11 protein-coding genes are annotated in these 11,530 nt (G+C 60.9%); 6 read left to right on the top strand and 5 right to left on the bottom strand.

The window, feature by feature from the left end; genetic code table 11:
• Positions 1-22 precede the first annotated feature (22 nt).
• Both ybbP and ybbA read right to left on the bottom strand, forming a co-directional pair.
• Positions 23-2,437, bottom strand: a complete 2,415-nt coding sequence (gene ybbP, locus HMPREF9538_RS17160) for a putative ABC transporter permease subunit YbbP (protein ID WP_009484705.1) — start codon at positions 2,435-2,437, stop codon at positions 23-25.
• The gene (gene ybbA / locus HMPREF9538_RS17165; RefSeq protein ID WP_009484704.1) at positions 2,434-3,120 is read right to left on the bottom strand and encodes a putative ABC transporter ATP-binding protein YbbA; all 687 of its coding nucleotides are present in this window, start codon (positions 3,118-3,120) and stop codon (positions 2,434-2,436) included. The genes ybbP and ybbA overlap by 4 nt, the downstream gene beginning before the upstream one ends.
• Here ybbA and tesA point away from each other — a divergent pair.
• From tesA to HMPREF9538_RS17180, 3 genes are read left to right on the top strand one after another with little or no spacing between them, the layout of a single operon-like run.
• The gene (gene tesA, locus HMPREF9538_RS17170; RefSeq protein WP_029503605.1) at positions 3,091-3,714 is read left to right on the top strand and encodes a multifunctional acyl-CoA thioesterase I/protease I/lysophospholipase L1; all 624 of its coding nucleotides are present in this window, start codon (positions 3,091-3,093) and stop codon (positions 3,712-3,714) included. The two genes, ybbA and tesA, sit on opposite strands and share 30 nt — an antisense overlap.
• Positions 3,704-4,513: an SDR family oxidoreductase gene (locus HMPREF9538_RS17175; RefSeq protein WP_009484702.1), complete on the top strand. Its 810-nt coding sequence runs from the start codon at positions 3,704-3,706 to the stop codon at positions 4,511-4,513. The genes tesA and HMPREF9538_RS17175 overlap by 11 nt, the downstream gene beginning before the upstream one ends.
• 58 nt (positions 4,514-4,571) lie before the next feature.
• Positions 4,572-5,426: a co-chaperone YbbN gene (locus tag HMPREF9538_RS17180; RefSeq protein WP_012737523.1), complete on the top strand. Its 855-nt coding sequence runs from the start codon at positions 4,572-4,574 to the stop codon at positions 5,424-5,426.
• Positions 5,427-5,533: 107 nt separating this feature from the next.
• Here the strand turns inward: HMPREF9538_RS17180 and fetB are convergent, their stop codons facing one another.
• Both fetB and fetA read right to left on the bottom strand, forming a co-directional pair.
• Positions 5,534-6,316 (bottom strand): iron efflux ABC transporter permease subunit FetB, encoded by a 783-nt coding sequence (gene fetB, locus HMPREF9538_RS17185; RefSeq protein WP_004177223.1) that lies wholly within the window; start codon positions 6,314-6,316, stop codon positions 5,534-5,536.
• Positions 6,303-6,980, bottom strand: a complete 678-nt coding sequence (gene fetA / locus HMPREF9538_RS17190) for an iron efflux ABC transporter ATP-binding subunit FetA (protein ID WP_004177224.1) — start codon at positions 6,978-6,980, stop codon at positions 6,303-6,305. The genes fetB and fetA overlap by 14 nt, the downstream gene beginning before the upstream one ends.
• A 140-nt stretch (positions 6,981-7,120) precedes the next feature.
• Between fetA and HMPREF9538_RS17195 the strand changes: the two genes are divergently transcribed.
• Entirely contained in the window at positions 7,121-8,038 is a 918-nt protein-coding gene (locus HMPREF9538_RS17195; RefSeq protein ID WP_002892258.1) for an SPFH domain-containing protein, read from the top strand.
• The gene (locus tag HMPREF9538_RS17200; RefSeq protein ID WP_004142979.1) at positions 8,035-8,493 is read left to right on the top strand and encodes an NfeD family protein; all 459 of its coding nucleotides are present in this window, start codon (positions 8,035-8,037) and stop codon (positions 8,491-8,493) included. Before HMPREF9538_RS17195 ends, HMPREF9538_RS17200 begins: the two co-directional genes overlap by 4 nt.
• Here HMPREF9538_RS17200 and cueR read toward each other — a convergent pair.
• Complete coding sequence (gene cueR, locus HMPREF9538_RS17205) at positions 8,490-8,900, bottom strand: Cu(I)-responsive transcriptional regulator (RefSeq protein WP_002892208.1); 411 nt, start codon at positions 8,898-8,900, stop codon at positions 8,490-8,492. The genes HMPREF9538_RS17200 and cueR overlap by 4 nt on opposite strands.
• A gap of 106 nt (positions 8,901-9,006) precedes the next feature.
• Between cueR and copA the strand changes: the two genes are divergently transcribed.
• A complete protein-coding gene (copA, locus tag HMPREF9538_RS17210) occupies positions 9,007-11,508 on the top strand; it encodes a copper-exporting P-type ATPase CopA (RefSeq protein WP_004177225.1) in 2,502 nt (833 codons plus the stop codon).
• The last annotated feature ends 22 nt before the right edge of the window (positions 11,509-11,530 follow it).

Genomic DNA, 11,530 nt, shown 5'->3' with positions numbered 1-11,530 from the left:
GCATCATCAAAATGCAATATTCTTACTGGCTAAACTGGCGGAATAGCGCTTTTCCTTTTAACAGACGCAGCCCCAGCCCGCCGCCGCACAGGGATAACAACACCGCTCCCGTCAGCGGCAGCAACACCCACAGGCGCCAGTCCGGCGCCCAGGGAAAATCAAAGACTTTCGTCTGCAGCATCGCCAGCGCCACTTCCGCGCCTATCGCCGCCACCAGGCCGGAAACCAGCCCCAGCAGGGCAAACTCCGCCCACAGCGTAGCGCGCAGCAGCGATTTTCCTGCCCCCAGCGTGCGCCAGACCACCAGCTCCTGATGGCGTTGACGCATACCGACCTGCACCTGCGCAAGCAACAGCAGCACGCCGCAGGCCGTCACCAGGCCCACCATCACCTCCAGCGCCCGGCTGACCTGGGAGAGCACCTGGCCGACCTGACGCAGGATGCCGCCGATATCCAGCAGACTGACGGTGGGAAACTCGCGGTTCAGCTGGGTCAACATCGCGGGACCGTTATCCCAGCGGAAGCTGGTGAGCCAGCTCTGCGGCTGCCCGTCCAGCGCCCCGGCGGGGAAAATAAAGAAGAAGTTTGGCCGCAGGCTCTCCCAGTCTACTTTGCGCACGCTGCTGACCTTCGCGCTGAACTCCTGGGTATCGCCGGTAAAGGTCACTGTATCGCCGATCTTTATCCCCAGCCGCTGCGCCAGCCCCTCCTCAATCGATACCTCGCCCGACTTCGGCGGCCAGCTGCCGGCCACCAGCGGATTATGATCCGGACGCTGTTCGCTCCAGGTGAGATTAAGCTCGCGATTCAGCGCTTCGTCTTTGTTCCCGTCCGTGGATTGACCGTTGATCTGCGTCAGACGGGCCCGGACGATCGGATAGAATTCCGCCGCCCGCGTCTGGTGTTCGGCGAGGAAGGTCTTCACCGGCACTATCTGCTCAGGGGCGATATTGATCAGAAAGTAGTTCGGGCTCTGCGGGGGCAACTGCTGCTGCCAGCGGTCAAGCAGATCGCCGCGCAGCACCAACAGGAGCGCCAGCAGCATAAACGACAGGGAAAACGCCGCCAGCTGGCTGAGGGTCGACCACGGCTGGCGCAGCAGGCGGTTCACCGCCAGACGCAGCGGCAAGGCTTTGAGCGTCAGGCGTTTGAGCAGCCACAGCAATCCCCAGCCCACCAGGCCGCACAGCAGCGCCAGCACCACCGCCCCGGCCAGCACCGACCACAGCAGCGGGCTGCCGCCCAGCAGCCAGGCCAACAGGCCCACCACCACGACGCTAACCGCCGGGATCCAGATTTTCAACGGCCAGACGTTAGCCACCACATCCTGACGCAGCACTCGCAGCGGCAGGGTCGCCAGCAGCAGTCGATAGGGTCGCAGGCCCACCAGCAGGGAAATGACGCCTGTCGCCCCGATAGCCCACAGCCACGGCCAACCGCTGGCAGCGGGTAACGCGGCGGGCAGCACCGGTTTGAGCACCAGCAGCAGCAGACGCTCCAGCGCCAGGCCCGCCACCCCGCCGGTTATCACCGACAGCGTCAACAGCAGCAGCCATTGGCCGACGATAAGCTTGCGCAGCTGCGACCTTCCGGCGCCCAGCGTCTTGAGTATGGCGACCAGATCATAGCGGCTGCGGCAGTAGTGGCTCATCGCTACCGCCACTGCGGCGACGGCCAGCAGCAGCGTCAACAGCGCGGATAACAACAGGAATTGCTGCGAGCGTTCGAGGGATTTGCCCAGCGCGCTGTCGTCCTGGTCAAGGCCAATCCAGCGATGCTCCGGGCCGAGCTTCGGCAGCAGCCACTGCTCATAATTGGCCAGCTGTTCAGCGTCGCCGGCGAACTTATAGCGCCATGCGACGCGACTGCCGGGCTGCACGGCCCCGGTTTTTGCCACGTCAGCCATATTCATCATCAGCCGCGGCGCCATCTGGAAGGGGTTAAACCCTGCATCCGGCTCCTGAATCACCTCCCCGGCAATGCGCAGCGTGGCATCGCCAACGTCAATCGTATCGCCGGTTTTCAGGTTCAGGAGCGCCATCAGCCTTGGCGCCAGCAGCACGCTCCCCGCCTGCGGTTTCAGCCCCGGCGGTTGCGTCTCGAGGGTGCCATACAGCGGATAGCGGTCGTCCACCGCCTTAACGTCCGCCAGCTGCGGCGTATCCCCGGCGAACGTCATGGTGGCAAAGTTCAGCTGCTCGCCGACGGTCAGCCCTGACTTCCGCGCCTGTGCGATCCACTCGGCGGGTACCTCGCGCGAACTGCGCAGCGTACGGTCGCCGGCCATAAATTCACGGCTTTGCTGGCTAAGGCCTTTCTCCATCCGATCGCTTATCGACCCCAGGGCCAACACGCAGGCCACGGCGAGGCTTAACGCCAGCCAGACGATCAGCAGCGACGGCGAGCGCCATTCGCGCCAGAACCAGCGGGCGATCATGCTTCCTCCCGCAGCTGGCCATCCACCAGGCGCAGACGGCGATCGCAGCGCGCCGCCAGCAGCGGATCGTGAGTGACGAGGATCAGGGTGGTGCCGTGTTCGCGATTAAGCGAGAACAGCAGATCGGCAATTTTGTCCCCGGTCTGGCGATCGAGGTTGCCGGTGGGCTCATCGGCGAACAGAATGGCCGGGCGCCCGTTAAAGGCCCGGGCCAGCGCCACCCGCTGCTGTTCGCCGCCGGAGAGCTGCGCCGGCAGGTGGTGCAGACGTTTGCCAAGTCCCAGCTGCTCAAGCAGCGCGCGGGCATCGCCCCGACTCTGGCTATCGCTGGTGCCGCGCAACAGCGCCGGCAGCTCGACGTTCTCCAGGGCGTTGAGCGTCGGGATCAGCATAAACGACTGAAAAACAAAACCAACGTGCTGCGCCCGCAGCGCCGCCCGCGCCTCTTCATCCATCCGGTGCAGCGGTTTGCCCAGCATCGATACTTCCCCGCTGCTGCCATCGTCGAGGCCGGCGAGGATCGCCAGCAGGGTCGATTTACCGGAACCCGACTCGCCGATCAGGGCGATGGTCTGCCGCGGTTTGACAACCAGCTCAACTCCGGTAAGGATGGAGAGCTGATGCTCCCCCTGACCGACGGACTTCTTAAGATGATGAACTTCAAGTATGTTTTCCGCTGGCATGTGCCTTTCCTGTTGTTGTTCCTGTTTACCTGCCGCGCGATGGCGGCGGACACGCTGCTGATCCTCGGCGACAGCCTGAGCGCTGGCTATCGGATGGCGGCCAACTCCGCCTGGCCTGCGCTGCTCAATGAGCAGTGGCAGGCGAAAACGCCGGTGGTGAACGCCAGCATCAGCGGCGATACCTCGCAGCAGGGGTTGGCTCGCCTGCCAGCGCTGCTTAAGCAGCACCAGCCGCGCTGGGTGCTGGTTGAGCTCGGCGGCAATGACGGACTGCGCGGTTTTCCGCCGCAGCAGACCGAGCAGACGCTGCGCACCATTATTAAAGATATCAAAGCGGCCAACGCCGAGCCGCTGCTGATGCAAATTCACCTGCCGGCGAACTATGGCCGCCGCTATAATGAAGCCTTCGGCGCGATTTACCCGGCCCTGGCCAAAGAGTTCGCTATTCCTCTCCTGCCCTTTTTTATGGAGGAGGTCTATCTCAAGCCGCAATGGATGCAGGACGACGGCATTCACCCAAATCGCGACGCGCAGCCGTTTATCGCCGACTGGATGGCGAAGCGGCTGGCTCCCTTAGTTAATCATGACTCCTGAACGCCAGGGGTCGCTGACAGGTAAAGTTATGCAAAAAACGGTTTTAGTGACAGGCTGTTCCAGCGGAATTGGTCTGGAAAGCGCGCTGGATTTAACCCGCCAGGGCTTTCGCGTGCTGGCGGCCTGCCGCAAAGCAGAGGATGTCGCGCGGATGCAGGAGCTGGGGCTAACCGGTATTTTGCTCGATCTGGATGACCCGCAGAGCGTGGAGCGCGCGGCAGCGGAGGTGATTGCGCTGACCGATAATCGTCTCTACGGCCTGTTCAATAACGCCGGGTATGGCGTCTATGGCCCGCTGAACACCATCAGCCGCCAGCAGATGGAACAGCAATTTTCCGCTAACTTTTTCGGCGCGCATCAGCTCACCATGCTGCTGCTGCCGGCGATGACGCCGCACGGCGAAGGGCGCATCGTGATGACCTCCTCGGTGATGGGGCTTATCGCCAGTCCCGGCCGCGGAGCCTATGCCGCCAGTAAATATGCCCTCGAGGCGTGGTCCGACGCGCTGCGCATGGAGCTGCGCCACAGCGGTATTCAGGTCAGCCTGATTGAACCGGGCCCGATCCGCACCCGCTTTACCGATAACGTCAACCAGACGCAAAGCGATAAGCCCGTAGAAAACCCGGGTATCGCCGCCCGCTTTACCCTCGGGCCGGAGGCGGTGGTGGAAAAAGTGCGCCATGCTTTTACCAGCGATAAACCAAAGCTGCGCTATCCGGTCACCCTGGTCACCCACGCGGTGGCGCTGCTTAAGCGCCTGCTGCCTGCCCGCGCGATGGACAAAATTATCCACGGCTGAGTTGAAGCGCGGAATGCCGCCCCCATGTAAAATAGAAATCGACTAACGAGAAATGCCCATGTCCGAACAGAATATTGTCAACATTAGCGAAGCGAACCTGCAGCAGACGCTACAGCAGTCCATGAACGTTCCGGTGCTGTTTTATTTCTGGTCTGCCCGCAGCCAGCACTGCGAACAGCTGACCCCGGTGCTCGAGCGCCTGGCAGCCCAATACAACGGCCAGTTCACGCTGGCGAAGGTCGATTGCGACGCCGAGCAGATGCTCGCTTCACAGTTTGGTCTGCGCGCCATCCCAACGGTTTATCTGTTCCAGAACGGCCAGCCGGTGGATGGTTTTGAAGGCCCGCAGCCGGAAGAAGCGATCCGCGCCCTGCTGGATAAAGTCCTGCCCCGTGAAGAGGAGCTGAAAGCTCAGCAGGCGCTGGCCCTGATGCAGGAAGAAAAATACGCCGATGCCCTGCCGCTGCTGAAGGAAGCCTGGCAGCTGTCGAATCAGGAAAGCCAGATTGGCCTGCTGCTGGCGGAAACGCTGATTGCTCTGCACCGTTCCGATGAAGCGGAAAGCGTGCTGAAAACCATTCCTCTGCAGGATCAGGATACCCACTATCAGGGTCTGGTGGCGCAGATTGAGCTGCTCAAACAGGCCGCCGACACCCCGCAAATCCAGCAGTTGCAGCAGCAGGTGGAACAGAATCCGGAGGATGCGCAGTTGGCCTCCCAGCTGGCACTGCAGCTGCATCAGGTCGGGCGTAATGAAGAAGCGCTGGCCCTGCTGTTCAGCCATCTGCAGAAAGATTTAGGCGCCGGCGATGGCCAGGCGCGCAAGATGCTGCAGGAGATCCTCGCCGCCCTCGGTACCGGCGATGCGCTGGCCGCCAAATATCGTCGTCAGCTCTATTCGCTGCTGTACTAATCCGTTGCCTTCCCCGGATAGCGCTGCGCTTATCCGGGCTACGCGAACTATGCGGAACGTAGCCTAAGTAGCCCGGGTAAGGCGTGAACGCCGCAACCCGGGATCGTTCACGGGCGCTTTTTCAGCTGCGTCACCACCAGCTGATGGCGGGCGTTGAAGAACTTCCGGTAGGTCAGATAGCCGGCGATAATCGTCGACAGGCTGGCGGTCGACAGCAGCATAAAGGTCACCATGATCTGGTACTTAATCGCCTTCACCGGGTCAATACCGGCAAAAATCAGCCCCGACATCATCCCAGGCAAGCTCACCAGACCGACCGTTTTCGCCGAATCGACGGTGGGAATCAATGACGCGCGAATGCTCTCGCGAATCAGCCGCGCTGAGGCCATCTTCGGCGTCGCGCCGAGGCTCAGCTTCTCCTGAATCTGCTGCTGCTCGCTGCTGAAGCGCTGGCCCATATTGTTGTAGCACAGCCCTACCGCCACCATGGCGTTCCCGGCCACCATCCCGGCAATCGGGATCACCTGCATCGGCACGAAGGCGATCGAGCCAGAAAACACCAGTACCGCCAGCGTTAGTCCAGCGCCAGTAGTGATGGCGATAAACGACGAGATAAAAGCTTTGTCGATATATTTACTGCGCTTCTTCGCATTCCACGCCGCGTTAAAGCAGATAAACAGCACCATCAACAGCGTCAGAACCGCATGATTGACGTTAAAGATATATTTCAGCACATAGCCGACGATTATCAGCTGCACGATCGCCCGGCAAATACTCCAGATAATATCTTTTTCCAGCGCCAGCTTTTCCCGATAGCTGACCAGAATAGCGATCAGCACCAGCACCATCGACAGCGCCAGCGATTCGTTCGTAATGTTATGCCCGTTCATGCTGTACCTCCTGCATATTTCCGCCGGCAGGTTGCAGCGTAATCACTTCATCGGCATGCGAAATTTCATTGCGATCGTGGGTGACCCACAGAACAGCGACCTGTTTTTCCGTTGCGTAGCCATGAATAATTTCATTCACATTCTGTTTATTACTTTCATCCAGCGCGCTGGTAATTTCGTCCAGCAGCAGCACGCGCGGCAGAAATTGTAGATTGCGGATCAGCGATACGCGCTGCTTTTCCCCGCCGGAGAGTTCATTAATGGATTTTTCCAGCATATTTTCGTCAAGGCCAAAGCGCTGCAGGTCGGCCAGCAGCGCCTGCGGATCCGGTTGTTTATTGCGGATCTGCCACGGAAAAATCAGATTATCGTAAACCGAATCACCGAACAGGGCCGGCGTCTGCGCGCAGTAAGAGACCTGTTGGCGATATCTTTCCGGCGACAGCGTCGCGACATCCGCATCGTCGAAGAATAGGCGCCCGGAGGTTGGGCTGAGCAGCGAGGCGATAATCTTCAGCAAGGTACTTTTCCCGCAGCCGGAAGGGCCGGTAATCAACTTGAATTCTCCGGCGCGAAGCTGAAAATTGATATTGTGTAAAATAACGGCGTCGTCGGTCTTAAACCCCACACCGTCGAGACGCAAAAGCGCGTTATTTTCCTTCATGAGTCTTCCTGATTATTTTCTGAAACACCGCTAGTTTACCGCACTTTCCTTTCTCCAGGATGAGGAGAAAGATATACTCAGTTTAAACATGCGCTATTTCCTTGTAGCGCCCCGCCAGGCAACAAGACAGGAGGTTTTTGATGCTGATTTTTATTCCTATCCTTATTTTCGTCGCGCTGGTTATTGTGGCCGCGGCGGTGAAAATTGTCCCGCAGGGCTACCAGTGGACGGTGGAGCGCTTCGGGCGTTTTACCCAGACGCTGCAGCCGGGATTAAGCTTAGTCGTGCCGTTTATGGACCGTATCGGCCGCAAAGTGAACATGATGGAGCAGGTGCTCGATATCCCCTCGCAGGAGGTTATCTCCCGGGATAACGCCAACGTCACCATCGACGCGGTCTGCTTTATTCAGGTGATCGACGCGCCAAAGGCCGCCTACGAGGTCAGCAATCTTGAGCAGGCGATCGTCAACCTGACGATGACCAACATCCGTACCGTGCTCGGCTCAATGGAGCTGGACGAAATGCTCTCCCAGCGCGACAGCATTAACACCCGCCTGCTGCATATCGTTGACGACGCCACCAACCCGTGGGGGGTGAAAATTACCCGCGTCGAAATTCGCGACGTTCGCCCGCCGGCGGAGCTTATCGCCTCGATGAACGCCCAGATGAAAGCCGAACGTACCAAACGCGCGTACATCCTTGAGGCCGAAGGGGTGCGACAGGCGGAAATTCTGAAAGCGGAAGGGGAAAAGCAGTCGCAGATCCTCAAGGCCGAGGGCGAACGGCAGTCCGCGTTCCTGCAGGCGGAGGCTCGCGAACGGTCCGCCGAAGCGGAAGCCCGCGCCACCCAAATGGTCTCCTCGGCGATCGCCTCGGGCGATATTCAGGCGATCAACTACTTCGTGGCGCAGAAATACACCGATGCGCTGCAGCAGATTGGCGCCGCTAACAACAGCAAAGTGGTATTGATGCCGCTGGATGCCAGCAGCCTGATGGGATCGATCGCCGGGATCAGCGAGCTGATCAAAGAAGGCGCTGGCGATCGGAAAAAATCATGATCGGCATGATCCTCGCACACCCCCATCTGTTCTGGCTAAGCCTCGGCGGGCTGCTGCTGGCGGCCGAGATGCTGGGCGGCAGCGGATACCTGCTGTGGAGCGGCGTCGCCGGCGTGGTGACCGGCGCCCTGACCTGGCTCCTGCCGCTGAGCTGGGAATGGCAAGGCACGCTGTTTGCCGTTCTCACCCTGCTGGCGGCGTGGCTGTGGTCGAAATGGCTGCGCAAGCGCGTCAAAACGCAGCGCCCGGCCGATGCCCAGCTCAACCAGCGCGGGCAGCAACTGGTGGGCCGCCGCCTGACGCTGGATGCCCCGCTGGTGAACGGCCGCGGCCACGTCCGCGTGGGCGACAGCTCCTGGCCGGTGATTGCCGATGAAGACTTCGCGGCGGGCAGCAAGGTTGAAGTGATTGCCGTAGAAGGGATTACGCTACGAATCAGACCCGCCGTCCGTTAAGCCTGCGCCTTGCGATGGCAGCAGCCGGAAAGATTATCGATAATCGGGCACTCCGCGCTGTCGTCGCCGGGGCAGGATTCGGCCAGCGCCAGCAGGTGCGCGCGCATATTTTGCAGCTCGCGGATATGGTTCTCGATATCCGCCACTTTCTCCAGCGTGCGTTTTTTCACATCGGCGCTGTGCCGCGACGGGTCGTTGAACAGGGCCACCAGCTCGCGGCACTCTTCCAGGTTAAACCCCACCTGCCGCGCCTGGCGCAGCAGCGTCAGCTCATCGAGATGCTGCTGACTATAGGTGCGGTAGCCGTTTTCGCTCCGCAACGGCGGCGTCACCAGCCCCTTCTCTTCATAAAAACGAATCGCTTTGCTGGTTAAGCCGGTTTTTTTCGCCACATCGCTGATATTCATTTTTTCTCCTTGACCTTCCCCTTGCTGGAAGGTTTAACCTTCTTAATACTCGATGAAAGAGTGGGTCTGGTCAATCGTTGACCGGAAAATTATTCAGGAGTTATTTATGTCTAACACTATCGACCTGACGCTGGATGGCCTCTCCTGCGGCCACTGCGTCAAACGCGTGAAAGAGAGTCTGGAGCAGCGTCCTGACGTTGAGCAAGCGGAAGTCACCCTCACTGAAGCCCATGTGACGGGCAGCGCCAGCGCGCAAGCGCTGATTGATACCGTGAAACAAGCCGGATACGGCGCGGAGCTCAGCCACCCAAAGGCTAAACCGCTGGCAGAATCATCAATCCCGTCGGAAGCACTGACAGCGGCCACTCCTGAGCTTCCGGCAGCCCATGACGAAGATGACAGTCAACAGCTGCTGATCAACGGCATGAGCTGCGCCAGCTGCGTCTCCCGGGTACAAAACGCGCTTGCCGCGGTGCCGGGCGTCTCACAGGCGCGGGTTAACCTGGCGGAACGCACGGCGCTAGTGATGGGCAGTGCGTCCGCCGCAGAATTAGTGCAGGCGGTGGAGAAAGCCGGCTATGGCGCGGAGGCGATCGAAGACGATCTGCAACGCCGCGAACGCCAGCAGGAAACCGCCCTCGCGACGATGAAGCGTTTTCGCTGGCAGGCGATTGTCGCCCTGCTGGTCGGCGTGCCGGTGATGGTCTGGGGCATGATCGGCGATAACATGATGGTCAGCGACGAAAACCGTTCGCTGTGGCTGGTTATCGGCCTTGTCACCCTCGCCGTCATGGTCTTCGCCGGCGGCCACTTCTACCGCAGCGCGTGGAAAAGCCTGAAAAACGGCACCGCCACCATGGACACGCTGGTGGCGCTCGGCACCGGCGTCGCCTGGCTGTACTCGATGAGCGTCAACCTGTGGCCGCAGTGGTTCCCGATGGAAGCCCGCCATCTCTATTACGAAGCCAGCGCGATGATTATCGGCCTGATTAACCTCGGCCATATGCTGGAGGCCCGCGCGCGTCAGCGCTCCTCGAAAGCGCTGGAAAAACTGCTCGACCTGACGCCGCCTTCGGCGCGGGTCGTCACGCCCGAGGGCGAGAAAGATCTGCCGCTCGCGGAAGTTCAGGCGGGCATGACGCTGCGCCTGACTACCGGCGACCGCGTCCCGGTCGACGGCATGATAAGCCAGGGCGAAGCCTGGTTTGATGAAGCGATGCTCACCGGCGAACCGGTGCCGCAGCAAAAAGGCGATGGCGACGCCATTCACGCCGGGACCGTGGTGCAGGATGGCAGCGTGCTGTTTACCGCCAGCGCCGTCGGCAGCCAGACCACGCTGGCAAGAATTATCCGCATGGTGCGCCAGGCGCAGAGCAGCAAACCGGAGATCGGCCAGCTGGCGGATAAAATCTCCGCCGTATTTGTTCCGGCGGTGGTCGTCATTGCGCTGATTAGCGCTGCGATCTGGTACTTCTTCGGCCCGGCGCCGCAGATCGTCTATACCCTGGTCATTGCCACCACGGTACTGATTATCGCCTGTCCGTGCGCCTTAGGCCTGGCGACGCCGATGTCGATTATCTCCGGCGTTGGCCGGGCGGCGGAGTACGGCGTGCTGGTGCGCGATGCCGATGCGCTGCAGCGCGCCAGTGAACTCGACACCCTGGTGTTCGATAAAACCGGCACCCTGACCGAAGGCAAGCCGCAGGTGGTGGCGGTGAAAACTTTCGCTGGCGTTGATGAGCATACCGCGCTGCGTCTTGCCGCCGCGCTGGAGCAGGGCTCAAGCCATCCGCTGGCGCGAGCGATCCTTGATAAAGCTGCCGACGGCCCATTGCCGGAAGTCAGCGGCTTCCGCACCCTGCGCGGCCTTGGCGTCAGCGGCGAGGCGGAAGGTCATCGTCTGCTGCTCGGTAACCAGGCGCTGCTCAACGAGCAGCATATCAATACCGCCGAGGTGGAAAGCGAGATGACAGCCCAGGCCTCACGCGGCGCCACACCGGTGCTGCTGGCGGTGGATGGTCAGGCCGCCGCGCTGTTCGCCATCCGCGACCCGCTGCGCGAAGACAGCGTCGACGCCCTGGCGCGTTTGCATCGGCAGGGCTACCGGCTGGTGATGCTTACCGGGGATAACCCCACCACCGCGAAGGCTATCGCCAAAGAAGCCGGCATTGATGAAGTGATCGCCGGCGTGCTGCCGGACGGTAAAGCCGATGCCATTAAGCGTCTGCAGAGCCAGGGGCACAAAGTGGCGATGGTTGGCGATGGGATTAACGACGCCCCGGCGCTGGCCCAGGCGGATGTCGGGATCGCCATGGGCGGCGGCAGCGATGTCGCTATTGAAACCGCGGCGATCACCCTGATGCGCCATAGTCTTCACGGCGTGGCCGATGCGCTGGCGATTTCGAAAGCAACGTTACGCAATATGAAGCAGAACCTGCTGGGCGCGTTTGTCTACAACTCGCTGGGTATCCCGATTGCCGCCGGGATCCTCTGGCCGCTGACCGGCACCCTGCTCAACCCGGTGGTCGCCGGCGCGGCGATGGCGCTGTCGTCGATCACCGTGGTGAGTAACGCCAACCGCTTGCTGCGCTTTAAACCAAAAGAGTAAACGCCGTCAGATGAAACGGGGG

Origin of the sequence: Klebsiella sp. MS 92-3, assembly GCF_000195655.1 — a bacterium.
Lineage (GTDB): Bacteria > Pseudomonadota > Gammaproteobacteria > Enterobacterales > Enterobacteriaceae > Klebsiella > Klebsiella pneumoniae.
This window is presented reverse-complemented; position numbering and strand designations above follow the sequence as displayed.

Coding starts and splice junctions, on each gene's coding strand:
- ybbA (WP_009484704.1), bottom strand. CDS start 3,120: ATGCCAGCGGAAAACATACTTGAAGTTCATCATCTTAAGAAGTCCGTC.
- HMPREF9538_RS17175 (WP_009484702.1), top strand. CDS start 3,704: ATGACTCCTGAACGCCAGGGGTCGCTGACAGGTAAAGTTATGCAAAAA.
- cueR (WP_002892208.1), bottom strand. CDS start 8,900: ATGAATATCAGCGATGTGGCGAAAAAAACCGGCTTAACCAGCAAAGCG.
- copA (WP_004177225.1), top strand. CDS start 9,007: ATGTCTAACACTATCGACCTGACGCTGGATGGCCTCTCCTGCGGCCAC.
- HMPREF9538_RS17195 (WP_002892258.1), top strand. CDS start 7,121: ATGCTGATTTTTATTCCTATCCTTATTTTCGTCGCGCTGGTTATTGTG.
- ybbP (WP_009484705.1), bottom strand. CDS start 2,437: ATGATCGCCCGCTGGTTCTGGCGCGAATGGCGCTCGCCGTCGCTGCTG.
- tesA (WP_029503605.1), top strand. CDS start 3,091: ATGAACTTCAAGTATGTTTTCCGCTGGCATGTGCCTTTCCTGTTGTTG.
- fetB (WP_004177223.1), bottom strand. CDS start 6,316: ATGAACGGGCATAACATTACGAACGAATCGCTGGCGCTGTCGATGGTG.
- HMPREF9538_RS17180 (WP_012737523.1), top strand. CDS start 4,572: ATGTCCGAACAGAATATTGTCAACATTAGCGAAGCGAACCTGCAGCAG.
- fetA (WP_004177224.1), bottom strand. CDS start 6,980: ATGAAGGAAAATAACGCGCTTTTGCGTCTCGACGGTGTGGGGTTTAAG.
- HMPREF9538_RS17200 (WP_004142979.1), top strand. CDS start 8,035: ATGATCGGCATGATCCTCGCACACCCCCATCTGTTCTGGCTAAGCCTC.